Origin of the sequence: Brachybacterium avium, from assembly GCF_002216795.1 — a bacterium.
Taxonomy (GTDB): Bacteria; Actinomycetota; Actinomycetes; order Actinomycetales; family Dermabacteraceae; genus Brachybacterium; species Brachybacterium avium.
Map to the genome: position 1 here is coordinate 2,483,873 of NZ_CP022316.1, position 24,269 is coordinate 2,508,141.

Here is a 24,269-nt window from a genome sequence, read left to right on the forward strand (position 1 = left end):
AGGAGACCCCCTGTCACCGGAGCGAGGAGCCCCCATTGTCGTCGCGCATGCTGATCATCGTCGATGTCCAGAACGACTTCTGCGAAGGCGGTGCGCTGGGCGTCGAGGGCGGGGCCGAGGTCGCGGCCCGGATCGTCGGCCTCGTGCGATCACAGGAGGAGCGGTACGACCGCATCCTGGTCAGCCAGGACTGGCATCGCGGGGACACGGACAACGGCGGGCACTTCGCCGTCCCGCCGGCCGCACCGGATTTCGTCGACACCTGGCCGGTGCACTGCGTGGCGGAGACACCCGGCGCAGCGCTGCACCCGGAGATGGCGGCGCTCGCCGCGGAGCTGGGGGATCGGCTCGAGATCGTGCAGAAGGGCTACGGCCTCCCCTCCTACAGCGTCCTGGAGGGCACGGTCGTCGCCACCGATGAATCGGTGCAGGATCTGCTCGCCGACGGCGACTGGGAGCGGATCGACGTGGTGGGTCTCGCCTATGACTTCTGCGTGCGGGAGACGGCGCTCGGTGCGGTGGCGGCCGGCGCACCGGTGCGGGTGCTCAGCGATCTCACCGCTGCCGTGCATCCGGCGGGGATCCCCGCGCTCGAGCAGGAGCTGGCGGAGGCAGGCGTGGAGATCACCGCTTCCTGAGGGCGAGGGACGGTCCGGGGCGGCTGCTGCGCCGTCGTCAGTCGCCGGATCAGAAGGGCGGCGTGGTCTCGTCGAGGGTGGGCCCGGGAGGGATGATCCGGCGGGCATGACGGCCGGGGTAGGCCTTCGCGAACGCGTCGGCGCGCTGCTCCGCGACCCGTTCCGTGCGGGGTCGGGCCTTCTCCTCGGCGTGGAGACGCGTCGCGTCCGCGTGGGCGCGCTGGTGGACTCGCCAGGCTCGTTCGAGTGCTTCGACGGAGTGTGGTGTGAGGAGATCCGTGTTCTCTCTGGTGCGGGTCCGGACTTCGCCGTCGAGGACCCAGGACGTCTCCCTTGGCCCTGCGGTGGTGGAGCCGTCCCCGCCGCCGGGATCGTCGTCCGGGTTGCGGGTGGGGTCGATCAGTCCGGCGGTCTTGAGCTTGTGGTGCAGCCAGCAGAGCCGGTGGAGGTTCCACAGGCTGGTCTGGCCGCCCTTGCCGGGATGGTCGTGGTCGTACTCGATGATGTGGTCGTCCTCCGCCGCGATCACGGTGGCCCGGGTGCAGCCGGGCGCGGCGCAGACGGCGTGGCGTAGCCGCAGCTGGAGCCGCATCTGTGCAGTCGGGTGATAGGTCTGGGCGGTCACGGGAAGGTGGGCGCCGCTGATCGGATCGGTCAGGATCCGCTGCCAGGTGCTCTCCCCGGCCGCGAGCAGTCGTGCCTGCTCTGCCGGGACCGGTGTCATCCCCTCCAGCATCGCGGGCGCATCATCGACACCCAGCAGCGTGGTGGCGGGGACGGTGACCAGGATCTTGTACGGGCTCGAGGTCTCCTGGACGGGGTCGATGTCCAGGACCGAGTGGACCAGGATCGCGTATCGCAGCGTGCGCAACGAGAGGGCTCTGCCGCGCTCGTGGAGGTTCTCATCGATGTCGAAGGGCAGCGGTCCTTCGACCCCGTCCTCCAGACCGGCACGCTGGGCCTTCTGGACGGTGCGGGAGGCGATGTCGAGCCGGTGGGCGAGGGCCTGGATCTCCGGGATCGGACCCGTGACGTACAGCGAGGCGGTGCCGGTCTCGGTGTTGACGTCCACGATCTCCACGTTTCGGGACTCCGACGGCGGAGTGGGGACCGTTCCCGCGACCGCCAGGGCGACGGCGAGGGTGACCTGCTTGTCGAAGGTCGCCTTCGACACCGACGGGATCTCCACGCCGGACATATGGGCGTCGACCTGCCGGACCTGGTCCTCGGACAGGCGACGGACGTGCCGGATCAGGGAGTGGTGCCAGGCCTCGGGCAGGTCCCCTGCGCGCACGTGCTCGAAGGTCAGCGGCATCCACTCCACGGCGGTGTGGGCGTCGGTGACCTGCACCTGAGCATGGAAGCAGCTGCACCGCAGCCCGGTTGCGACCTTCAGCGCCGTCACATCCGCGTCATCCAGCAGCCCCTGCACGGCGGGGTCCTCTCGGAAGAACGTCGAGAGCTGACGGAGCTGATGGGCATAGAGCCGGGCACGGGTCTTCATCGTCTGATGCATCGAGAGCACCCGAGCTGCTTCGAGGCTGCCGGGCTCGACCTCCTCCAGGATGTACTCCTCGGACAGTGCGCGCCGCGCCCGCGCCCGCCATGTCGGGGAGTCGGCGGAGGAGGGGGCGACACGAGCGGTGCGGACATGTCCGGGATCCTCAGCGGCGGCCTCGCCGGCCGGGTCGTGGCCCTCGACAGCGGGATCCCGAGGCCTGTCGACGTCGTCGTGCGACCTGCCGACCGCGTCGTGCGTCCCGCCGGAGGCGTCTGTGCGACCGAACTCCTGGTCCTCGAACTCACCCACCGTCGCCACCCCCTCCCCGCGCCAGAGCACTTCTCGAACCGCATCTGCGATATCCCTCAACCGTATTCTGTGCGCAACCAATACTGAAGGGTCACCATGAAATGGGGATGAATCTGTGGATAACTCCGCTGTGTGGAGGAATGGTTCTGTGGATAACCACCAGGTGTGGAGGAACGATCCGCGCAGACGACTCGCGAGTGACCCGCAAGAACGATGTCTGAGCAGGTCGAGAGGCGTTGTGGGCCGATATCGCGCCTGCCTGCCGTGCGGACTGTCGAGAAAGCCTCCGGTGTGGCGGAAACCCGGTTCGCAGAGGGAGGAAAAGGGTGATGAACGGCGCCTCGATCGAAGTCAAGAGGGGTCCGGAAAATGTGCAAAAAGCGGAGTGTGGAGGAAAGGTGCGCGGGACTTTCTGTCGTCGGCACCTTTCCTACTCGGCACCTTTCCTCTTCGGCACCTATCCTCCCCGGCTGCTCCCCGGCTCCTCCCCGTCGGCGCCTTCCCCTCCGGTGCAGCGCCGCGCCGGGCCGCCGCACCGGAGCCCTCCCGCGACGCCTGCCCGCGCCGCCCACACGCGAGGCCTGTACATACACCGACATACAGAGCACCATGGCTCCATGGCGATCTCTCCCTCGAACCGCATGCCGCCCTCGCACCGCACGACATCCACCAGCCCCGCGGCCGCCCGCACCATCTCTGGGGCCAACCCCTTCACCCCCGGCTTCGGCCTCACTCCGATGATCCTCGCCGGACGCGAGGTGGCGATCGACGAGTTCACCGCGGCGCTCGCCGGGAACATCCCCGAGGCGCGGGCGATCCTGATCTCCGGCGCCCGCGGCTCCGGCAAGACCGTGCTGCTGACCGAGTTCCGGGAGCTCGCGCTCGAGGCGGGCTGGACCGATCTGCGTATGCACACCTCCTCCACCTCGCTCATCGAGGAGCTGCGCAGCCAGGCCATCGCCCGCCTGCGGGAGATGGATCCGGAGGCCGAGATCTCCCGGCTCACCTCCGCGCGGGCGTTCAACGTCGGCGCCTCCCGGGATATCGTCCGGCGCTACGAGGGGGAGGGGGAGGTGCTCACCACGGTGCTGGACCGACTCGCCCAGCTGTGCGACGAGGACGGCGGCGGTCTGCTGATCACCCTGGACGAGCTGCAGTCGGTGGACCGCGACCAGCTGCACGCCCTCACCCAGCACGTGCAGGACCTCATCGGCTCCGGCCATGCGGTCGCCTTCATCGCTGCCGGGGTGCGCCCCGGAGTCGACGCCCTGCTGGACCACGAGCGCACCACCTTCCTGCGCCGGGCGCACCGGATCGAGGTGGGCAGCGTCGACGTCGGCACGGCGGCGGAGGCGATCCGCATGACCATCGCCGACACCGCGCGGACGATCACCCCGGAGGCGACGGTGCTGGCCGGCGAGATCTCGCGGGGCTATCCGTACCTGATCCAGCTCATCGGGTCGAAGGCCTGGCAGAACAGCGGTGACGCGGAGACCATCGAGATCGAGGACGTGCGCGGCGGGCGGGAATCCGTGATCGCGGCGATGATCAAGAACGTCCACGGCCCGGCGCTGCGGGGGCTGAGCTCCCGCAAGCGCGAATACCTCCACGCGATGCTCGAGGACGAGGGCCCCTCCGCCGTCGGCGACATCGCCCGGCGAATGGACATCGACCCCCGCAACCAGTCCACCTACCGCGAGCGGCTCATCGAGGAGGAGCTGATCCGACCAGCCGGGCGCGGCTTCGTCGAGTTCGCGCTGCCCTACCTCGGCGACGCGCTGCGGCACGAGGCGCGGGAGGGAGTGGGGGCCGACGTCGAACCCGATAAGGGAGTTAGTCGTTCCCATCGGGCCCGGCGCAAGGGCCGACCATAGTCGATGGTCATGGCCCGGCTGCGTCAGTAGCGTGGACGACGCCATGAACTCGAGATCCCTCGCTCCGTCCCGCCCGGCACGCAGCGGCACCACCGGGCCCATCACCCGTGGGCTGCGATGGCTCGGCGTGCTCGCCGCCGGTGGGATCACGGCGTGGATCATCGTGCGGTACCCCTCCCTCCCGGACACCGTCGCCACGCATTTCACGGTGAGCGGGCAAGCCGACGACTGGGGACCGAAATGGTCGATCCTGGTGCTCGCCGGCGTGATGCTGCTCCTCTCGCTGGCCCTCGCCGCACTGTCGGTACGCCCGCGGCTCTTCAACTATCCGGTGGCGGTCACCGCGAGCAACGCCCAGGCCATCTACCGCGAAGGGGAGCGGATGATGGTCGGGACGCTGCTCGGCGTGGTGCTGCTCTATCTCGGGATCGCCTGGTCCGTGGTGCTGACCGGCGGAACGGCGCTGACCGTCAGCGGGATCGTGCTGATGCTCGCAGCGACCATCATCGGGATCGTGCGCCTGGTGCGCGTCGGGCGCTGAGAGCCCGCCCTCAGACCCGGGCGAGGGCGAGCGCGAGGTTGTCCGGTCCGCCGGCGGTCAGCGCCAGCTCGACGAGCGACCCCGCCAGCGCCTCGAGATCCTCCGTCCCGCCGGTCAGCGCCTGGGCGAGGACCGCGGGATCCACCACGGCGTGCAGCCCGTCGGTCGCCACCAGCACCAGATCCCCCGGGGCGAGCCGGCGCATCAGCAGATCCGGGGCGGTGGGGGCGCCCGCAGCGAGGGCGCGGTTCAGCACGGCACGCTCCGGATGCGCGGCGACCTCCTCGGGGGAGAGCCGGCCCGCCTCGACCAGGGAGCGCAGGCGGGTGTGGTCCTGGGTGACGTGCTCGACCTGCCCGCCGTGCACCCGCACCACCCGGGTGTCCCCGAGATGCGCCACGTGCAGTCGATCCCCATCGAGCACCGCCGCGGTGAGGGTGGAGCCGGCATCTCCCTTGGTCGGTACCAGCGCTTCCACCGCGGACCACGCCGTCTCCAGCGCGGTGAGCGGCGCGGCCGACGGGTCGGCTCCGAGCTCGCGCTCGAGCGCCGCCGCGAGCGTCGACAGGATCCGCGACGCGAGATCGTCCGCGCTGCCGAAGCCGTCGGCGACGGCGAGCAGGGTGCGCCCGCCGGGAAGCTCGCGCACGAGCACGGCATCCTGCTGGGCGGTGCGCACCAGGCCCTGATGCAGCGCCGAGGCGGTGCGGGGCGCAGCGGTGGCTGAGGTGGGGGAGATGGTCATGATGTCCTCCGAAGGGAGCTCCCCGAGATCACGGGCGAGGGCGGTGACGGCGGCGGCGCGGGAGAGGGCGTCGGCCTCCTCCTGCCGCCACCACGAGCGCAGCTCCGCAGCAGCGGCGCCGGTCTCCAGATCGCACAGCACGCCGATGCGGGCGAGCCCCATCCCGAGGCCGCGCAGCGCGGCGATGAGTCGGGCCCGCTGCACCTGGTCCGTCCCGTAGGAGCGGTAGCCGGTGAACGGGTCGACCCGGCGCGGCACCAGCAGCCCCGAGTCGGCGTAGAGGCGCAGCGCCTTCGGGCTCAGGCCGCTCGCGGCGGCCAGCTCCCCGATGCTCAGCAGCGTCTCGTCCATGCGATCCTCCGTCATGCCTCACCCGATCTCCCGGGCACCGGGTCCGTCCCGGTGATGACCACGCTCGGGATTGTCCCCGGGGAGAGTCAAGCCGTGCGCGGGGAAATTCCGTCGACCAGCGAGGATCCCGCATGATCCACTGACCCCATGCATCTGACGATCCGCCACCTGGACCCCACCTCCGAGGTCGAGCTTGACCAGTATCTCGCCCTGGACAGGGCACTGGACGAGCACACCTACGGCGGCAGCCAGGCGATGACCCGCGAGCAGCTGCGCACGCAGCTCGCCGGCTCCCCGTACTGGAGCGTGCGGCGCTGGGTCGCCGTCGTCGAGTCGATGGAGGGCGGCGAGAGCCTCGTCGGCCGCGCCAGCACGTTCATGCCGCTGCAGGAGAACCTCGAGACCATCTCCGTCGGCGTCTCCATCCATCCCGCGTTCCGCGGCCAGGGGATCGCGACCGCGATGGTCCAGGAGGTGCTGCTCCCCGCGATCCGCGAATCCGGCCGCACCCTGGTCGAGGGGTACGGCGAGATTCCGGCCGACGGCGACGCCGACGCCCCTGAGCTGCCGGTGAACCGTCTGGCCCGCCGGGTCGGGATCACCCGCAAGAACCTCGCCGTCTGCCGCGCGCTGCCGCTCCCCCTGAACGAGACGCTGCTGGAGACGCTGCAGGCCGAGGTCGAGGAGGAGCTCGGCGAGTACCGCATCGAGCTGTGGGACGGCGAGATCCCCGAGGAGCACCTGCTCGCCTACGGCCTGCTGCTGCGCCAGCTCGAGCTCGACGAGCCCGACGAGGAGGTCGAGCACGAGGCGTCCGAGTACACGCCGGAGCGCATCCGCGAGAGCGAGCGGCGGATGCGCGAGGCGGGAACGGCGCGGATCGCCGCGGTCGCCCTCGCGCCCGACGGCAGCTTCGTCGGCAACTCCGAGGTCCACGTCCACACCGCGCCGGGCAGCACCCTCGGCTGGCAGGAGAACACCCTGGTCATGCCCGAGCATCGGGGGCACCGGCTGGGCCTCGCGCTGAAGGTCGCCACCCATCGGCAGCTGCGCGAGCGCGCCCCGCAGCTGCGCTCGCTGGTGACCTGGAACTCGCATGTGAACCCGTGGATGATCGAGATCAACGAGAAGCTCGGATACCAGATCGTGTACCGGGAGCTGGTGCTGCAGGGCCGACCCTCGCTCTGAGTCCCCGACACGCCGCCCCGCCTCCCGTTCCCTGCCGCCCGTCGGGCTAGGTTCGGCGGCACGGGAAGGGGCTGTAGATGACCGTGCAGGCGAAGCACCGCAGGAAGTCGCGGCGAGGGCGACCGCATGAGCAGTTCACCATCGCCATCGCGATCCTCTCGCTGGTGATGGCCGGAGGTATGGTCGCCGGCCTCGCGACCAGCGCGATCGGGCCCGACGACGGGCGGACGGCCGCCGGCGCGGCACCGGAGATGCCGCCGGGCGACCCCTCGGACACCACCCGCCTGGTGCATCTGGACCGCATCACCGGGGACATCACCCCGAAGTCCGTGGTCGCGAGCCCCACCGGCACCGTCATCGCCAACAACATGATGTACAGCCACTCCTCGACGCTGTACGACGCCGAGACCCTCGAGCTCACCGACACGGTCCGCGACGAGGTCGACCTCGCCGAGTTCGGCGTCCCGGAGCGGGCCGGGGTCACCCAGGGCGCTCCCGTCGAGGCGGTGTTCTCACCGGATGGGAAGTACGCCTACGTCTCCCAGTACCGGCTCCAGGGCCCCGGCGCGGGCGAGGTCGCGCACGACGACTGCCGGGCCGGCGAGCAGGTCGGGCCCTCCGCGGTGTTCCGCCTCGACGTCGCCGCCGGCCAGTGGGACCAGGTGATCGAGGTGGGCCGGGTCCCGAAGTTCATCTCCCTCTCCGCGGACGGCAGCCGCGCCCTGGTCTCGAACTGGTGCGACGAGACCGTCTCCGTGCTCGACCTCGAGGCCGGGCAGGAGACCCGGGTGATCCCCATCGACTCCGCACCCCGCGGCAGCGTGATCCTGCCCGACAATCGCACCGCCTATGTGACCGCGATGTTCGCCGATGAGCTGTTCCGGGTGGACCTCGTCACCGGCGAGAGCGAGCTCGTGCTCGAGACCGGCCGCAAGCCCCGCCACCTGGTGCTCTCACCCGATGCGAGCAGGATGTATCTGACCGTCTCCGGCAGCGACCGGCTGGTCGAGCTCGACGCCTCCACCGGTGAGGTGCTGCGCACCGCCGAGACCGGCCGCGAGCCCCGCACCATGGCGATCTCCCCGGACGGCCTGGCGCTGTACATCGTGAACTACTACGCCAACACCGTCTCCAAGTTCGACACCGCGACACTGCAGGAGATCCAGACGGTCGAGGTGGGGAAGAACCCCATCGGCATCACCTACGAACCCACCCAGCGCCGGGTCTGGGTCGCGAACTACGCCGGCTCGATCGACGTCTTCGACGACACCGCCGGTGGCACCATGGAGCCATGAACCAGAACATCGACGGCATCGTCACCGCCTCCCGGGAGGTTGCTGCCCCGGCCGAGACGCTCTTCGCCCTGATCGCCGACCCTGCGCAGCAGCCCCGCTGGGACGGCAACGACAACCTCGCCGACGCCGCACCCGGCCAGCGGGTCCATGCCGTCGGCGACGTGTTCGTGATGACGAACCAGAACGGCGGGGTGCGCGACAACCACATCGTCGCCTTCGCCGAGGGGCGCGAGATCGCCTGGCGCACCGCACCGCACGGCGAGCAGCCGCCCGGCCACCAGTGGGGCTGGCAGCTCGAACCGCTCGCAGATGGCGGAACCCGTGTCACCCACACCTACGACTTCACCGCACTGCCGGCCGAGCAGGAGAAGCGCCTGGCCAAGGCACGCCTGATGACTCCCGAGAAGCTGCGGGCCTCGATCGACCGCCTGGCGGCGCTCGCCGAGGAGGGCGAGGACTCCTGAGCTCGCCGCAGGAACCACCGGATCGGCCCGTCGACCCCAGGACCCGCGGGCCGATGATGGACCCCGCCGTCGCCCGGATCGAATCGACGATCGAACAGGCGATGCGCCGCGGCGACTTCGACGACCTGCCCGGGGCCGGGGAGCCGCTGGACCTGCCCGCCTCCCACGACCCGGACTGGTGGATCAACCAGCGCCTGGCCAACGGCGAGATCGATCGCGAGGCGCTGCTGCCGGTGGTGGTGCTGCTGCGCAAGGAGTACGAGCGGCGCGAGCAGACCCTCGCCGCCCTCCCGCACGAGCGCGCCGCACGCGAGTACGCCGAGGACTTCACCGAGCGGGTCCACCAGGACCGCCGCGCGAACCCCTTCCAGACGATGCTCGCCCCGGCCTGGGATCCGGAGGACGCGGCGCGGCGCTGGCGGGAGCTGCGGGCGGCGGCGCCGGAGCCCGCGCCGGTGCCGACGGAGCCGCAGCCCCCGCACGCACCGGCCGCTCGGTCACCGCGCCGGCGGTGGTGGCCCTTCGGCAGGCGGACCTGATCAGCGGGCCTGCCCACCGCGCCCGCAGGCGGCGCGCCACTCCTCGGGGTCGGCCACAGCAGGCGGCGCACCGTTCGCCCGCAGCCAGGTGCACACGTTCACGCAGTCGCGGCGCAGGAACTCCGCGCCGTGCGGATTCGCGATCAGGTCCAGTACCTGCGGGACGTCGATGATCACGGGATCGGGCTCGGACTGCCGGGTGTCGGCGAGGAGGTTGTACGGGGAGAGGTCGCCGTGGACCAGGCCCAGCTGGGCGAGGTCGATGACCACGCCCCGCAGCAGCTCCGCCCAGCGCGTGATCGTGGCAGCGTCTGGCGTCGTCTCGTGCAGGCGCGGGGCCGCGACGGCACCGCGCTCGTCGTCGGTACCGATGAACTCCATCAACAGCTCGGTGCCGAGGATCTGCACCGGGTACGGGACCGGCAGACCGGCCTGCCAGAGCCGGCCCAGCACGTCGAACTCGGTGCGGGCCCACTGCGAGGCCGCCACCTGCTTGCCGAACGCTGAGCTCTTGGCGACCGCTCTGGCCTCCCTCGAGTCCTTGAGACGGCGGCCCTCGGTGTAGGCGTGGGAACGATGGAAGGTCGAGTGCTCGGGTGAGCGGTAGCGCTTGGCGACCAGCAGAGCAGCCTCGCCCGCGGCGCCGGTGAGGTGCTCGGTGGGCAGGGCGCGCTCGATGAGGAAGGCATCCGCCTCCTTACCGGTCTTGAGGATCCCGAGCTCGGTATCGATCGCGCCGTCATGCTGGACCACCCAGTCGGGGAAGGGCTGCGGGCCGCGATCGATGATGTGGGCGGTCTCCGGCCATGTGGACCAGCGCTGGTCGTCGTCGAGCTCGGCGACGGAGAGGAAGTGCATCGACTTCGCGAAGAAGGCGTCCCGGTCGAAGGACGTGGTCATGGGATCTCCTGAGGGAGGACCTGCGAATGCTCAGCAGGTCGGAGCGGAAGGGAGGACTGCACGGGTCAGCACGGCGGGGACCATCAGCTCCTCCTTCCCTCAGGGCTCCATCCGGAACCGGTATCACCGTACGACGGGGAGGCGGCGGGGCGCGAGGGAATTCTCGGAGCCTGGGGAGCGCCGGGGGAGGAGTGGCCCGGAAGCCGTCCGCTGCGGGACACTGTTCCCATGTTTCTCGAGAACCTCGGCGTCGACGCCCTGGACCCTCTCCGCCTCGGCCGCTTCTGGGAAGCGGCGCTGGGCACGACCTCGCTCACGGTGGAGCCCGACCTCCTCGAGACGCGGCTGGACCTCGACGGGACCGCGTATCTGGACCTGTGCTTCGTGCGGGTGCCCGCACCGAACCAGGCGCCGCTGCGCCTGCAGCTCGCGCTGCGCGGCGGGACGGAGCAGGCCGACGTGGTCGAGCGCCTGCGAGGACTCGGCGCCGAGGAGCTCGACAGCGGGCATGGTGGGCAGCCCCGGGGCGAGCTCGCCGACGTCGAGGGGAGAGCCTTCCGCGTGAGGGGCGAGCAGGAGGAGTGCGTCGATACGGGACCGCTCGCGGCGGTGCTGCTGGAGTCCGCCGATCCGGAGCGGGACGCGGAGTTCTGGGCCTGGCTGAGCGGCTGGGCGCCGGCGCCGGACCGCGGGGCGCACACCCTGCGCCACCCGTCCCTGCATGGACCGCTGCTCGAGCTCGTCCCGGAGCGGGCGCCCAAGCGGCCCGATGCGAAGAATCCGATCCACCTCGACGTGCGCCTCGAGCCGGGCGAGGACCCCGAGGAGATCGCCGCCGAGATCGAGCGGCGCGGCGGCCGCGAGATGCACCCCGACTGGGGAGAGCTGCCCTGGCGGGTGCATCAGGACCCCTCCGGGAACGAGTTCTGCGTGCTGCCCGCGCCGGCGGTCGCGCCGTGAGCGACGGGCGGCGGACCGCCGCCTTCCTGTCCGTGCTGCTGGGGGCGGCCGGGGTCCTGCACCTCACCCGGCCCGCACCCTTCGACAGCATCGTCCCGCCCGTACTGCCCGGGCCGGCGCGCACCTACACCTGCGCCTCGGGCGCGGCGGAGCTCGTCGTCGCGGGCCTGCTCGCGCATCCGCGCACCCGCCGCCTCGGCGGGCACGCTGCGACCGCACTGCTGGTCGCCGTGTTCCCCGCGAATGTGCAGATGGCGTACGACTGGCGCCATGCCCGACCGCGGAAGCGGGTGATCGCGCTGGCACGCCTGCCGCTGCAGGGCGTGCTCATCGCGCAGGCTCGGCGCGTGGCGCGATGACCGCGCCCCTGACCCTCCCCGTCGACGGCCTCGAGCGGCGTCGGGTCCAGCGACGCACCATCGCGGTGCTGATCGCGGGCCAGATCATCTCCGGCCTCGGGATCGGTGCGGCGGTGAGCATGGGCGCGCTGCTGGTCGCCGCAGTGACCGGCAGCGAGGCGTGGTCCGGGATGGCCGCGACGATGAACACCCTCGGTGCCGCGCTGTTCGCCATCCCCCTGGCGCTGCTCGCCCGTCGCCGGGGCCGACGGATCTCCCTGACCACCGGAGCCGTGACGGCAGCGCTCGGCGCCTTCGCAGTGGTCGTCTCCGCGGTCCTCGACAACCCGTTCCTGCTGCTGCTGAGCATGGCGGTGCTGGGCATCGGCTCCGCCCTGAACTTCCATTCACGGTTCGCCGCCACCGACCTGGCGACCGACTCCACCCGCGGCCGGGACCTCTCCCTGGTGGTGTGGTCCACGACGATCGGCGCCGTCGTCGGCCCGAACCTCGCCGAGCCCAGCGACGTCCTCGGCCGCTCCCTGGGCCTGCCGGAGCTCACCGGCGGTTTCGTGATCGCCGCGGCCGCTCAGCTGCTGGGCGCCCTGCTCTACGCGGTCGCGCTGCGCCCGGACCCGCTGCTGCTCGCCCTGGGTCCGCATCGCGCAGTGCCCGCCGGGCCGCAGCGACGGGCCGCGCGAGGCCTCGCGATCCTGCGCAGCAACCTCACCGCCCGCCGCGCGGTGCTGGCCACCAGCCTCAGCCATGCGGTGATGGTGGCGCTGATGGGGATGACACCCATCCACCTGATGGGCCACGGCGCGGACCTCACGATCGTCGGGATCACCATCAGCCTCCACATCGCCGGGATGTTCGGGATCTCCCCAGTGTTCGGTCTGCTCACCGACCGGGTCGGGGGCCGGGCGGTGATCCTGCTCGGCCAGGTGCTGCTGACGGCGGCGCTGCTGGTCGCGGCGCTGGGATCCCAGAGCAACCAGCTGGTCGCGATCGCTCTGGTGCTGCTGGGGTTGGGGTGGTCGGCCTCCAACGTCGCCGGGTCCACGATGCTCAGCGGCGCCGTCCCCGTCGAGCAGCGGCCCGCCACCCAGGGCACCTCGGACCTGCTGATGAACCTCGCCGGTGCGGGCGGTGGGGCGCTGGCCGGGCTGATCCTGGCCGGGGTCGGCTTCTCCGGCCTCGCCCTCTGCCTCCTGATGCCGGTCGCCGTGGTGACCCTCGACCAGCTGGTGCGGCGCCGCTGAGACGGGCGAGAGCTGACGAATGCCCCACATCATTACTATCGACCATAGTAACTATGTGGGAGGGTAGCGCCGGATGCCGCACCCGACCCGACCGGAGGACCCATGTCTCGCGCCCATCGATCCGACCCCACGCATGCGTCGCGGGACGGCGTCCTGCGTCGCTGGGGGATCCCGGTGGGGATCGGGGTCGCCGTCGCCGCGCTGATCGCCGGGGTGTTCTGGGTTCAGCAGGAACCGGCGACCACGCCCACGCAGGGCAGCGGCGGGAGCTCGACGAGCTCCGAGCAGCCGGCGGCGATCGAGCATCCGGAATCGGTGGCCGCCCCCGATCTCAGCTCCCAGGAGGGGCGGGATCCCGATGACCAGCTCGCCGAGGGGCCCGTCGATGCGCCGGTCGTGCTGGTCATGTTCTCGGACTTCCAGTGCTCGTTCTGTGCGAAGTGGTCCGACGAGACCCTGCCGGAGATGCGCGAGTACGTCGAGCGCGGTGAGCTGCGCATCGAGTACCGCGATGTGAACATCTACGGCGAGGACTCCGAGCGCGCCGCCCGGGCGAGCCTCGCTGCCGCGATGCAGGGTGAGCATGCGCAGTACCACGCACTGCTGTTCGAGGACGGCGAGATCCGCTCCGGCCAGGGGCTCAGCGAGGAGTCGCTGGTCGAGCTGGCCGGGCAGATCGGCCTGGACACGGAGCAGTTCGCGGCCGATATGAACTCGGAGCAGGTCGCCGAGACGATCGCGGAGAACGCGCAGCAGGGCATCGACCTCGGGGCGATGTCGACCCCGGCCTTCATCATTGGCGGCACCCCGACCGCCGGCGCGCAGCCCACCGAGGTGTTCACCGAGCTGGTGGACAAGGCGCTGGCCGAGAGCGAGGGCTGAGATGGAGGTCGGACTCCTCACCGCCTTCTTCGGCGGGGCGCTCGCGCTCCTCAGTCCGTGCGGAGCGCTCCTGCTGCCGGGCTTCTTCGCCTCCACCGTGACCTCCCGCGCCGCCCTGCTCCCGCACGCCGTGGTGTTCTATCTCGGTCTGGTGGTGACCCTGGTCCCGCTCGGCGTCGGCGCCGGGGCGCTCGGAGCCCTGGTGATCGGGCACCGCACCCTGCTGATCGGCATCACCTCGCTGGTGCTGGTGCTGCTCGGCGCCCTGCACGCCCTGGGCCTCGGCTTCGATCTCAGCCGGGCCCTCCCGGGCTTCGACCGTCTCCAGCAGCGCTCGACCCAGGGCTCCGGGCTCGCCCGCAGCTTCGTGCTCGGCGCCGTCGGCGGGATCGCCGGATTCTGCGCGGGGCCGATCCTCGGCGCCGTGCTCACCCTGGCCATGGGTCAGGGGAACATGCTCCTGGCCGGGATCCTGCTCGCCGTTTACGGCGCCGGGATGGTGGTGCCGCTGACCATCCTGGCGGCGGTCTGGAACCGCCTGGGCAGCCGGGGCAGGAACCTGCTGCGCGGCCGCGAGTTCACGCTGCTGGGGCGACGCCTGCACACCACCACCTTCATCACCGGAGTGGTGATCATCGCCCTCGGCATCGTGTTCTGGGTGACCAACGGCCTGGTCACCATGCCCTCTCTCGTCCCCACCAGCACCCTCGCCCGCTGGCAGGCGGGCAGCGCCGGTCTCAACGACCCCGTCGTGCAGATCGCCGTGATCCTCGCGCTCGGGGCCCTGGCCCTGCTGCTGTGGTGGCGGTGGGACCGGCGTCGGCGGCGGGAGCAGGACGCCCCGACCACCATCACCCTGACCCCGGGGAGGCGGCCATGAGGCGCCGCAGCGTCCTGGCCGCCCTGCCGCTGGGTCTGCTCGGCCTCAGCGCCTGCGGTCCGGACGGCGGCGGCGAGCCCGCCGGTCCGGCGCCGGCGGCCCCGGTCGAGCACCCCGAGCCCGTGCAGGTCGGCGAGCTCGCCGAGGTGGTGGAGTACACCGAGGTGCGGCTGCCGCTGGAGATGACCCCGATGGTCGTCGTCGACCCCGGCTGGACCGCCGTCCCCCTCCAGCTCGACGGCATCTTCCTCGGCTATCGCGAGGAGGAGGAGCAGCTGCGGTTCCTCGCCGTCGACCAGGACGGCACCGTGCTGTGGCGGGCGGACCGCCCCCTGAGCTGCACCGGGTACGTGCTGACCCGCGGGCCGAAGAAGACGCCGATCGCGGTGCTCGCCGATCTGGCCGCCGCCGAGCAGGAGGGGGCCTGGGCGATGACCCTGACGGCCTATGACCTGCGGACCGCCGAGCCCCTCTGGGGCCCGGTCGAGGCGCCCGGCCCCCAGGCCGCCCCCGGCCTGGTCTATGCGGCACCGACCGATCAGGCGATGGGGGAGGGCGGCCCGCGCACGGCGCTGTCCGGCGTCACCGGGGAAGTCCTGCTGGCCGAGGTGGATCTCGCCGACGGCCGCATCCTCGGCGAGCATCTGGGCGCGCTGGTGCGCACCGAGGGCTCCGAGCTGCTGGCCAGCGGCGCCGCCGGCGAGGAGCTCTGGCGCAGCCCGTTGCCCGCCGGGGTCGAACCGGCCCGGGCACGGTTGCGCGGCACCGTCGATCCGACCACCTCCTTCGCCGTGATCGGCGACCAGGACTCGCCCGGTGCGGTGATCGACCTCGCCGACGGCCGGGTGATCGCCGAAGGCGCGGATGCCGTGGCCCGGGATCACGTCCTCGAGATCACCGTGGTCGTCTCGGGCACGACCGTGCGCGGGCTCGAGGACGACGGCACCGAGAAGTGGACCCATGAGGATCCCGAGCCGCTCCAGCTGCTCTGCGCCGGGGAGCGCCTGGCCTACGCCGTCCGCCCCGAGGAGGGCACGCTCGTGGTGCTGGACACGAACCACGGCCTGATGGTCCAGCCCTACGACGTCGACCTGACCGGACCGCTCGCCGTCCCCCAGGTGTTCTCCGCGGACACCGCCGCCGCCGTGCGCATCGAGGAGCAGTTCTTCCTGGTCACCACCGAGTTCGACGAGGACTTCGGCCTGCGGGAATGAGCGCTCACAGCAGCAGCGGGCAGCCGTTCAGCAGCAGCACGGCATAGGGGGCGACGGCGACCGCCGCGAGGCCGAGCAGCGCCGCCAGCAGGGCGGACAGCGTGACGACCGGCACCAGCGCCGAGCGCGCGGCCGCCGGGGAGACCAGGTGCCCGATCCGGTCGGGTCCGATGCCCGCCGGTCCCCTCGCGTGCAGCAGGGCGCCGGGCGCGGCTGACGGCCCGGGGGCCCCGCACTCGCCGAGGGTGAGCAGTGCGCTGGCCAGGGCCGGGGTGCCGCTGCGGTGCCGGGAGGCGTCGTCCGCGGCGATCTCCAGCAGGTGCGGCACCGCGACCGCGACCGCATCGAACAGCGGGATGAGGCGCAGCGGGCCGACCATCGCCTCCAGCACCGCCAGCAGCGTGTGATGGTGCTGGGCGAGATGGGCCGCCTCATGCTCGAGGACGGCGGAGAGCTCGTCCGCGCCCAGGGAGTCCAGCAGGCCGCGGGAGACGACGATGCCTCCGCGGCGGCGCGGCAGCGCGAACGCCAGCGGCGTCGGATCCGGGACCAGCAGCACCCGATGTCCGGCGAGGACGGTGCGCACCGCCGACGCCCGCACCTCGGCGAGGACGGACCGCGTGGATCGGGCCCGGCGGAGCAACCCCCGCACGGCGGCCGTCCCCATCAGCACGGTCCCGGCCAGTGGCAGCAGGAGCAGGGCCGCCATCGGCACCGGCAGCTCGACCGGGGCGGCGGCGAAGGGGCTGGCCGCGGCGAGGCAGCGCTGGCAGACCTCGCCGGCGGAGCCCGCGAGCAGCCGGGGACCGCTGGGCAGCCCGGCCAGGGCCACGCTGAGCACCGCCGCCGCCGTCGACCACACCGCCAGGGCCCCGAGCAGCAGCCCGGAGGCCAGGCGCGGGGCGCGCATCAGCAGCGGGGAGCTCCAGCGCACCAGGCGCGGACCGGTCAATGCGAGCAGGACGAGCGCGAGGGTGAGCAGCGCGAACAGGGGAAGCGTCACGCCGGCGCCGATCCGGGATCCGGGGCGCCGGTGCCGTCGTGGCCGTTGAGGTACTCGCGCAGCAGCGCGGCCTCCCGATCGTCCATGCCCTTGACGAAGCGCAGGATCGAGGCGCTGCGGTCATTGCTGCTGGACAGCGCCTGCTCCATCAGTCGGGCGGCGTGCTCCGAGCGCGGGTGGCGCGGTCGATACCGCACCGAGCGCCCCACCCGGCAGCCGGAGACCAGGTCCTTGCGCCCGAGATTCGAGAGCACCGTGGCGATCGTGGTGTATGCGTGGTGGTCGCCCAGGCCGGAGATCAGCTCGCGGATCGTCAGCTCCTCGTGCTCCCACAGCTGCTCCATCACCTGCTGCTCCAGGGTCCCCAGACGCACCTGCTGGAAGGGTCGGGAGTCCTCGGTCCCGCTCATAGGATCGCCGCCGAACGGGCCGAACGGGCCGGCTCCGCAGTGGGGAGGGGGCAGGCGACCTGGCCCCGCAGGCGCGAGAGCACCGCGATCACCGAGAGCACGAGGGCGAGGGCGGCCAGGAAGGGCTGGGCGGGCGCGAACCAGGTCAGCGCCCCGCTGTACCCGAGCGCGAGCAGCGCGAGCTTGTTGCACACGGGGCAGCCCACGGCGAACCAGGCCAGCATGCCGGCCGCGGTCCCGGTGCGGGCATCACGGCGCTCGCCGGCGTCGGCGGCGCTCCCGGACCGTGCCGCGCGGTCTCCCGGAGGCGCCACGTAGGTGGCGATCAGGAGACCCATCAGGGCGGAGGTGAGCAGCCAGACCGGGTAGTTCCACGGCACGGTGGGGATGTCCCGGGAGAAGAGCGAGTTGGGGATCAGCACGGTCGCCAGTCCCATGGCGATCGCGATCCCGGTCGCGGCGACGACGGCGGTGAGCACCTGCCGGATGCCCCATCCCCGCAGTGCGGAGGCGGACAGGCGGAGGGTCTCCCCGAGGAGGCGGGGCCAGCGCGAGATCTGTGGCATGGCCTTCACTATGCCTCATTCATTACTATCGCGGATAGTCGTCGTGAGGAGGTCGTCGGCCGCGGCGAGCCGACCGCTCAGAGCCGGGCCTCGAGCCGTCCAGCGACCACGGTCGCCAGCACCCAGGTCTCCCGCAGCCGCTCCGCCGTCTCCCGGGCCGCGGAGTCGTCCATCAGGCCGTCGGCCCCCAGCGGCACGTCGGCGAAGGGGTCCTCCTCCAGCAGCACCACATCACCCACCCCGCCCACCTGGAGGGAGGTGACGCCGTCGGTCGAGGCGGCGAGGGCCTCGCGGGGCTGCAGCTGCTGCTCGGGATGCCAGCCCGAGCGCTCATCGGCGCTGCGGTGCACGGCGGCGGCCATCGCCAGCCACGGGTCCAGCGGCGCGACCGGGGCATCGGAACCCAGCGCGAGCGGCACCCCGGCGCGCAGCAGATCCCGCAGCCGGAAGGCCTGGGTGCCGTGGCCGGGCCAGAGGGACTCGGTGGCATCACGATCGTCCAGCAGGTGCGCGGGCTGCACGGAGGCGGTGACGCCGAGGGCCGCCATCGCGTCGATGTCGTCTTCGGTGAGCATCTGCGCATGCTCGATGCTCGCGGTGATGCCGACGGCCCGGATCGCCTCGAGCGCGACCTGCGCGGCGGCATCGCCGATCGCATGCACCGCCGCGTCGAGCCCCTGGGCCTTCGCCTGGGCAAGGGCGTCCCGCAGCGCCTGCGGGCCCACGCTGAGGACCCCGCGCCCGGCATAGCCATGGCCGTCGGTGTACGCATCGCGGGTGTATGCCGAATGGGAGCCGAGCGCCCCGTCGACGATCACCTTCAGCGGGCCCATCGTCACCAGGCCCCGCGCATCCAGCACCGTCCCCGTCGGGCCGGGGGCCGCCGCGAGCTCCTCGGGATAGACGGAGGTGCGGATCCGCATCCGCGGCGCACGCAACGGCCAGGTCTCCCAGGGACGCCCCCACTCCATGTCCACCAGCCCCACCACCCCGCGCTGCAGCGCCTGCCGCTGCATCATCGCCGCCCCGGTCGCAACGGCATCGGCGACCCCGGGCAGCACCGGCAGCAGGGGGACCACCGAGAACCACTCCTCCTCGGCCACGATCCCGTCCCGCGGGGGCAGCGCCAGCCGATGCAGCGCCGCCGAGTTCAGCCAGGCATGGTGGGCATCCCCGCCGATCAGCACCGTCGGGACCGAGCCCGTCGCCTCGTCGAGCGCCGGCACCGTCGGCTGCACGGCGAAGTCCACCAGGCGATGCCCGAACCCGACCAGCGCCTGATCCCTCATGCCCGCCTCGCGGCGCGCGGCCAGCTCGGCCCGCACCAGCTCGAGGATCACCCCCACGCTGCCCGCGCCGCCGGTGTCCAGGCGGGCATGGGCCTGCGCGAGCTGCCCGGTGTGGACATGCCGGTCCCACAGCCCGGGGATCGCGAGCGCTCCCTCGCCGTCCAGGGCCTCCTCGCCGGGCACGGGGGAGAGGTCCGGGGCGATCTCGGTGATCACGCCGTCATGGATCCGCAGGTCCACCGGCGCGTCAGGAGCTTCGCCCGTGGCGGCGTCGAACGGCCGCACCTGTCTGATCAGCACCGATCCAGAGTAGCCCCCGCCGGGCAGACCATGACGACTGTCATGGGCAGGGGGTGATCGCGGGGACTGGGGCGCGGCGCCCGCGGCCGGGAGGCTGGAGCCATGACCACGACGACCGCGCCCGTTCCCGACACCTCGACCATCACCGCTGCGATCAGCCTCTGCGGCGTCACCAGGACCTACGGCGGCGTTCGCGCCCTGGACAGCCTCGACCTCGAGATCCGCCCCGGCGAGATCGTCGCGCTGCTGGGCCCCAACGGTGCCGGCAAATCCACCGCGATGGAGATGATGGTGGGGATCGCGACACCGGAGGCCGGGCAGGTGCACATCCTCGGCACCGACCCAGCCACCGCCACCCGCACCGGACTGATCGGCACCATGCTCCAGGCCGGCGCGCTGCTGCCCGACCAGAGCGTCCGCTCGATGCTGCGGATGCTCCACTCCCTGCAGGCCCACCCCATGCCGATGGACGAGGTCGTCTCCCAGGCCGATGTCGGTGAGCTGCTGCGGCGGAAGATGGGGGCGCTCTCCGGCGGGCAGGCCCAGCGGGTCCGCTTCGCGATCGCCCTGCTCGGCGACCCGCAGGTGCTGCTGCTGGACGAGCCCACCGTCGGCATGGACATCGGCGCCCGCCGCGCCTTCTGGGGCCAGATGCGCGCCGTCGCCGCGACCGGCCGCACCGTCGTCTTCGCCACCCATCAGCTCGAGGAGGCCGAGCGCGAGGCCGCCCGCGTCGTGGTCATGGATCGCGGCCGCGTGGTCGCCGACGGCACCGGCGCCGAGATCAGCGCCGCCGTCGCCGGGCGCGTGATCACCCTGGGCGGCGTCGCGCCCGCCCAGATCGCGAACCTTCCCGGGGTCGAGAGCGCCGCGGCCGACGAGACCGACCCGCGCCGGGTGCGCGCCCTCTGCACGGACTCCGATGCGGCACTGGCCGCACTGTTCACCGGACCCCTCGCCGCCGAGGTCCACGAGGTCCTGGTCTCCGCACCCGGCCTCGAGGAGGCGTTCTTGCGCATCACCGACCACGACGCCGACCACGAAGGAGACCGCCGATGAGCCACCCCGCCGCCACCGCTGCAGGAACCACCACCGACCTTCGGAGCTCCGCCATGACGTCACCGCCCGAGAACATCACGCTCACGTCCACAGCGCCTGCCGCCCGCGCCGCGGCCGCCCCCTCGGACGCCTCCCGCACTCTGCGCTATGCGCTGCACACCACGGCGATGACCGTCACCGACGTCATGTTCATGGTCTTCACCATCGCGATGCCGGTGGGGATGTACCTGCTGTTCGGGATGATGTTCGGCGACCAGGGCGGGGGAGAGGCCCGCGGGATGATCATGGTGAACATGGCCGCCTACGGCGGGCTCGGCGCCGCCGTCACCGCCGGCACCCAGATCCAGGAGGACCAGCGCACCGGCTTCCTGCGCCAGCTGATCGTCGCCGGGCTGTCGCCGCGCTCCTTCCTGGCCGGTTCCGTGATGGCCGCCAGCGCCGTCATCATCCCGGCGCTGATCGCGGTGAGCGTGGTGGGGCTCGCGACCGGCGTCGAGGTCGGCCCGGCCGCATTCCTCCTCACCATCGTGGTGCTCTGGCTGGGGCTGCTGCCCACGATCCTCATCGGCATCGTGCTCGGCATGGTGCTCAAGGGCGGCACCGCGATGGCCGGCGGCGTCGTCACCATGATGGCGATGGCGATCTTCGGCGGGCTCTGGATGCCGCTGGAGATGTTCCCGACCTGGATGCAGCAGATCGGTCACGCGATCCCCACCTACTGGATCTCCCAGCTGGGGCAGTGGTCGATGTACGGCGGAGACCTGCCGGTGACCGGGCTGCTGGTGATCGGTGCCTGGACCCTCGGGCTCGGCGTGCTGTGCGCCCTCAGCCTGCGCGGCGCGGTGGGCCTGAAGCGCCGCTGACACAATGACCTCCATGCGGACACGTGAGGCGATCGAGCGGGAGACCTGGGTGCGCGGCACCGAGGCAGAGGCCGCGGCACGCCCCGTCACCCCGCGCGGGATCCTGCGGGCAGCGAAGGAGTCCGGCGGGCTCGCCTTCTCGATCCCCCCGGTGCTGTTCATCATGATCCCCGTCGTGTTCGCGTGGACCCAGGCGCCCGCCCGCGCGGCGCTGCTGGTGACGGTGATGCTCGCGCTCTATGCGCTCCTGTTCGTCGCCACCAGCGGCATCGGCCTCTACCCGCTGCGGATACGGGTGCTCTGGTTCGCGGCCTGCACCCTGCTGCTGCTGGCCATGATCCCGCTGCTCGGACCGAACCTGCTGTTCATGGTGATGTTCCAGGCCATGACGCACGTGCTGCTGCTGCCCTGGCGCTGGGCGCTGCCCTCGATGCTGCTGATGAGCCTGACCGTCGTGGTGCTCGCCTTCGTCCTGGACGTGCCGATCGCGGCCGGCCTGGCGGTGATGGGCACAGTGATGTCCTGGGGCATCGGGTACGGGGTGCGCCAGCAGATGCTCCAGGAGCAGCTCGAGGCCGCCCAGCAGCGCAACGCCGTGCTCGCCGTCGCCGCGGAGCGCGAGCGGATCGGCCGCGACCTCCACGACCTCGTCGGCCACTCCCTCACCTCGCTGACCATCTCCGCGCAGCTCGCCCGCCGCCTGCTGGACTCGGACCCCGAGGCGGCCCGCATCCAGCTCGAGCACATCGAGGTCACCGTGCGCCAGGCGCTCGCGGACGTCCGCGCGACCGCCAGCGGCATGCAGCACGTGCGCGCCGCGACCGAGATCGCCTCCGCCCGCACGGTGCTGGGCACCGTCGGCATCCAGGCCGAGGTCCCCACCGCGCTGCCCCCGTTGCACGACGACCTCGCCGAGCTGTTCGGCTTCGTCATCCGCGAAGGGGTCACCAACATCGTGCGCCACTCCCGCGCCACCCGCGCCGAGATCCGCGTCGACGAGAACTCCGTGAGCGTCGAGGACGACGGCGTCGGCATCGCCCAGGGCGCGGAGCGCTCCGGGCTGCGCGGCCTCGAGGCGCGGGTGGCGCTCGCCGGCGGTCGCCTCGAGGTGGCCTCCAGCGAGACCGGCACCCGCGTCACCGCAGTGATGGGAGCGACCTCATGATCCGCCTGGTGGTCGCGGACGACCAGGCGATCCTGCGCTCCGGCCTGGTCGCGCTGCTGGGCCTGGAATCCGATGTGGAGGTGGTGGGGGAGGCGGCCGACGGGGCGGGCACCCTCGCCGCCGTCGCCGAGCATCACCCCGATGTGCTGCTGCTGGACGTGCAGATGCCGGCCGGCACCACGGCCGACGGGAAGCCCGGACCGAAGGACGGCATCGCCGTCGCCGAGACCCTGCGAGGAGCCGCGCAGGCGCCGCGGATCATCGTGCTGACCACCTTCGGCAGGGCCGGCTACCTGCGCCGCACCATGGAGGCCGGGGCCGGCGGGTTCATGGTCAAGGACACCCCCGTCGAGCAGCTGGTGGACGCGATCCGCCGCGTCCACCAGGGATTGCGGGTGGTGGATCCGGAGCTGGCCGCCCAGTCCCTCGCCGTCGGCTCCAGCCCGCTGACGCTCAAGGAGACCGAGGTGCTGCAGGCCGCCGCCGCCGGCGGCACCACCGCCCGCATCGCCCAGTCCCTCTTCCTCTCCGAGGGCACCGTGCGCAACCACATCTCCGCCGCGATCGGGAAGCTCGGGGTGACGGGCCGTGCCGAGGCCGTGAGGGCCGCCTCCGAGAACGGCTGGATCTGAGCCCTCCGCAGTCCGGCCGCGTACCCTGCCGGGGTGACCACGATCGAATCCCTGCTCGGCATGCTGATCAACATCAGCGTCCCGGCCTTCGCGATCGCGTCCATGCTCTCGATGGGGCTGCGCACCCCGCTGCGCGCCTTCCGCCGGCAGCTGCGCGACCGTCGCACCGTCTTCGCCGTGCTCGGTGCGAACTTCGTGGTGGTCCCGGCCGTGGGCACCCTGCTGATCTGGCTTATGGAGGGGCTGCTCCCGCACCAGACCGGCGAGGGCTTCGTCATCGCCCTGTGCGCCGCCGGCGCCCCCTTCGTGCTGCAGCTCGGGGCGATGGCGCGCATCCCCTACGGCGAGACCGCCGGACCGATGGCGGTGCTGCTGCTCGGCTCGATCCTCTTCATGCCGCTGGTGGTGCCGTTCCTGCTGCAGGACGTGTCCGTCCACGGCTGGTCGGTGGCACGGCTGCTGCTGGGCACCATGCTCTCGCCGATGATCGCGGGCATCGTCATCGCCGCCGTCTGGCCGGGGCGCGCCGATCGGTTCGCGCGCATCGCGGGCGGTGTCGCCGCGGTCTCCGCGGTGCTGATGTTCCTCTCCGGCTTCGGGGCGAACAGCGGTCTGGTGCTGAGCCTGGTGTTCTCTCCAGTGCTGCTGGTGGCCGCAGGCCTGGTGGCGCTGGCGTTCGTCGCCGGGCGCTTCGCCGGTGACCTGGCAGGGGAGACCCTCACCGTGCCCGACGGCCCCGCGATCCTCACCAGCCAGCGCAACATCGCCGCCGCCCTGCTGGTGGCCCGCACCGGGACCGGCGGAGCGGACGGCGACGGCTCGATCGTGGTCGCGATCCTGCTGCTCAGCGCCGTCGGCTTCGTGATGCTGGTGCCCTACGCCCTGCTCAGCGGGGTGCTGCGCCGCCACCGGGCGGGGGAGAAGATCTCCCTCGGGGTGCTGCTGGGCGTCGTCGGCCCGAAGAGCGACTGAGCACCGCGCCGCGCTGCGCACTGCACCCCCGCGCGCCGCGCTGCGTCCCTGCGCTGCGCTGCTCCGCCTCGCGCCGCGCTGCGTTACCCCTCGGTACCCAGTCTGAGCTGTCGCTATCGCGTTACGGCG

The 24,269-nt window shown here is 72.1% G+C and carries 25 protein-coding genes; 18 read left to right on the forward strand and 7 right to left on the reverse strand.

Going from position 1 to position 24,269, the window contains the following annotated elements:
• The first annotated feature begins 35 nt into the window (after positions 1-35).
• Positions 36-638, forward strand: a complete 603-nt coding sequence (locus CFK39_RS11110; RefSeq protein WP_245822511.1) for an isochorismatase family protein — start codon at positions 36-38, stop codon at positions 636-638.
• Between the two features lie 49 nt (positions 639-687).
• Here CFK39_RS11110 and CFK39_RS11115 read toward each other — a convergent pair whose 3' ends face one another.
• Entirely contained in the window at positions 688-2,457 is a 1,770-nt protein-coding gene (locus CFK39_RS11115; protein ID WP_177349003.1) for an HNH endonuclease signature motif containing protein, read from the reverse strand.
• A gap of 608 nt (positions 2,458-3,065) precedes the next feature.
• Between CFK39_RS11115 and CFK39_RS11120 the strand changes: the two genes are divergently transcribed.
• A complete protein-coding gene (locus CFK39_RS11120) occupies positions 3,066-4,322 on the forward strand; it encodes an AAA family ATPase (protein WP_245822513.1) in 1,257 nt (418 codons plus the stop codon).
• A gap of 43 nt (positions 4,323-4,365) precedes the next feature.
• Positions 4,366-4,863, forward strand: coding sequence for a DUF1648 domain-containing protein (locus tag CFK39_RS11125; RefSeq protein ID WP_089065518.1), 498 nt, complete (start codon positions 4,366-4,368; stop codon positions 4,861-4,863).
• A 10-nt stretch (positions 4,864-4,873) separates the two neighbouring features.
• On the opposite strand, the gene CFK39_RS11130 is transcribed toward CFK39_RS11125, so the two are convergent.
• Positions 4,874-5,959 (reverse strand): MerR family transcriptional regulator, encoded by a 1,086-nt coding sequence (locus tag CFK39_RS11130; protein WP_089065519.1) that lies wholly within the window; start codon positions 5,957-5,959, stop codon positions 4,874-4,876.
• A 147-nt stretch (positions 5,960-6,106) separates the two neighbouring features.
• Here CFK39_RS11130 and CFK39_RS11135 point away from each other — a divergent pair, with 147 nt between their 5' ends.
• From CFK39_RS11135 to CFK39_RS11150, 4 genes are all read left to right on the forward strand, one after another.
• Positions 6,107-7,147 (forward strand): GNAT family N-acetyltransferase, encoded by a 1,041-nt coding sequence (locus CFK39_RS11135; RefSeq protein ID WP_089065520.1) that lies wholly within the window; start codon positions 6,107-6,109, stop codon positions 7,145-7,147.
• Between the two features lie 77 nt (positions 7,148-7,224).
• Positions 7,225-8,442 (forward strand): YncE family protein, encoded by a 1,218-nt coding sequence (locus tag CFK39_RS11140; RefSeq protein WP_089065521.1) that lies wholly within the window; start codon positions 7,225-7,227, stop codon positions 8,440-8,442.
• Complete coding sequence (locus CFK39_RS11145; protein ID WP_089065522.1) at positions 8,439-8,906, forward strand: SRPBCC family protein; 468 nt, start codon at positions 8,439-8,441, stop codon at positions 8,904-8,906. Before CFK39_RS11140 ends, CFK39_RS11145 begins: the two co-directional genes overlap by 4 nt.
• Before the next feature lie 53 nt (positions 8,907-8,959).
• Entirely contained in the window at positions 8,960-9,445 is a 486-nt protein-coding gene (locus CFK39_RS11150) for a DnaJ family domain-containing protein (protein WP_089065523.1), read from the forward strand.
• Here the strand turns inward: CFK39_RS11150 and CFK39_RS11155 are convergent, their stop codons facing one another.
• Positions 9,446-10,345, reverse strand: a complete 900-nt coding sequence (locus tag CFK39_RS11155) for a serine protein kinase RIO (RefSeq protein ID WP_089065524.1) — start codon at positions 10,343-10,345, stop codon at positions 9,446-9,448.
• Between the two features lie 228 nt (positions 10,346-10,573).
• Here CFK39_RS11155 and CFK39_RS11160 point away from each other — a divergent pair, with 228 nt between their 5' ends.
• The 6 genes from CFK39_RS11160 (at position 10,574) to CFK39_RS11185 (ending at position 15,881) form a co-directional block, all read left to right on the forward strand.
• A complete protein-coding gene (locus tag CFK39_RS11160; protein ID WP_089065525.1) occupies positions 10,574-11,305 on the forward strand; it encodes a VOC family protein in 732 nt (243 codons plus the stop codon).
• Complete coding sequence (locus tag CFK39_RS11165; protein ID WP_089065526.1) at positions 11,302-11,664, forward strand: DoxX family protein; 363 nt, start codon at positions 11,302-11,304, stop codon at positions 11,662-11,664. The genes CFK39_RS11160 and CFK39_RS11165 overlap by 4 nt, the downstream gene beginning before the upstream one ends.
• Positions 11,661-12,905 (forward strand): MFS transporter, encoded by a 1,245-nt coding sequence (locus CFK39_RS11170; RefSeq protein ID WP_089065527.1) that lies wholly within the window; start codon positions 11,661-11,663, stop codon positions 12,903-12,905. Before CFK39_RS11165 ends, CFK39_RS11170 begins: the two co-directional genes overlap by 4 nt.
• Positions 12,906-13,007: 102 nt before the next feature.
• Entirely contained in the window at positions 13,008-13,787 is a 780-nt protein-coding gene (locus CFK39_RS11175; protein ID WP_089065528.1) for a DsbA family protein, read from the forward strand.
• A gap of 1 nt (position 13,788) precedes the next feature.
• Positions 13,789-14,667: a cytochrome c biogenesis CcdA family protein gene (locus CFK39_RS11180; RefSeq protein ID WP_089065529.1), complete on the forward strand. Its 879-nt coding sequence runs from the start codon at positions 13,789-13,791 to the stop codon at positions 14,665-14,667.
• Positions 14,664-15,881 carry an outer membrane protein assembly factor BamB family protein gene (locus CFK39_RS11185; protein WP_089065530.1) on the forward strand — a complete coding sequence of 406 codons (1,218 nt, stop codon included), beginning with the start codon at positions 14,664-14,666 and terminating at the stop codon, positions 15,879-15,881. The genes CFK39_RS11180 and CFK39_RS11185 overlap by 4 nt, the downstream gene beginning before the upstream one ends.
• A gap of 4 nt (positions 15,882-15,885) precedes the next feature.
• Here CFK39_RS11185 and CFK39_RS11190 read toward each other — a convergent pair whose 3' ends face one another.
• The 4 genes from CFK39_RS11190 to CFK39_RS11205 all read right to left on the reverse strand — a co-directional run bounded on the left by CFK39_RS11190 (position 15,886) and on the right by CFK39_RS11205 (position 19,449).
• Positions 15,886-16,884 (reverse strand): M56 family metallopeptidase, encoded by a 999-nt coding sequence (locus CFK39_RS11190; protein ID WP_089065531.1) that lies wholly within the window; start codon positions 16,882-16,884, stop codon positions 15,886-15,888.
• Positions 16,881-17,294 carry a BlaI/MecI/CopY family transcriptional regulator gene (locus CFK39_RS11195; RefSeq protein ID WP_089065532.1) on the reverse strand — a complete coding sequence of 138 codons (414 nt, stop codon included), beginning with the start codon at positions 17,292-17,294 and terminating at the stop codon, positions 16,881-16,883. The genes CFK39_RS11190 and CFK39_RS11195 overlap by 4 nt, the downstream gene beginning before the upstream one ends.
• A complete protein-coding gene (locus CFK39_RS11200) occupies positions 17,291-17,860 on the reverse strand; it encodes a hypothetical protein (protein ID WP_089066408.1) in 570 nt (189 codons plus the stop codon). Before CFK39_RS11200 ends, CFK39_RS11195 begins: the two co-directional genes overlap by 4 nt.
• 77 nt (positions 17,861-17,937) lie before the next feature.
• Positions 17,938-19,449, reverse strand: coding sequence for an amidohydrolase (locus CFK39_RS11205; protein ID WP_089065533.1), 1,512 nt, complete (start codon positions 19,447-19,449; stop codon positions 17,938-17,940).
• Between the two features lie 102 nt (positions 19,450-19,551).
• Here CFK39_RS11205 and CFK39_RS11210 point away from each other — a divergent pair, with 102 nt between their 5' ends.
• The 5 genes from CFK39_RS11210 to CFK39_RS11230 are packed head-to-tail and all read left to right on the forward strand — an operon-like array spanning position 19,552 to position 24,140.
• Positions 19,552-20,508, forward strand: a complete 957-nt coding sequence (locus CFK39_RS11210) for an ABC transporter ATP-binding protein (RefSeq protein WP_089065534.1) — start codon at positions 19,552-19,554, stop codon at positions 20,506-20,508.
• Positions 20,505-21,371, forward strand: coding sequence for an ABC transporter permease (locus CFK39_RS11215; protein ID WP_245822515.1), 867 nt, complete (start codon positions 20,505-20,507; stop codon positions 21,369-21,371). The genes CFK39_RS11210 and CFK39_RS11215 overlap by 4 nt, the downstream gene beginning before the upstream one ends.
• 13 nt (positions 21,372-21,384) lie before the next feature.
• Positions 21,385-22,536, forward strand: a complete 1,152-nt coding sequence (locus CFK39_RS11220) for a sensor histidine kinase (RefSeq protein ID WP_245822517.1) — start codon at positions 21,385-21,387, stop codon at positions 22,534-22,536.
• Positions 22,533-23,168, forward strand: a complete 636-nt coding sequence (locus CFK39_RS11225) for a response regulator transcription factor (RefSeq protein ID WP_089065536.1) — start codon at positions 22,533-22,535, stop codon at positions 23,166-23,168. The genes CFK39_RS11220 and CFK39_RS11225 overlap by 4 nt, the downstream gene beginning before the upstream one ends.
• A 33-nt stretch (positions 23,169-23,201) precedes the next feature.
• Positions 23,202-24,140 carry a bile acid:sodium symporter family protein gene (locus tag CFK39_RS11230; protein ID WP_089065537.1) on the forward strand — a complete coding sequence of 313 codons (939 nt, stop codon included), beginning with the start codon at positions 23,202-23,204 and terminating at the stop codon, positions 24,138-24,140.
• Positions 24,141-24,269 lie beyond the last annotated feature (129 nt).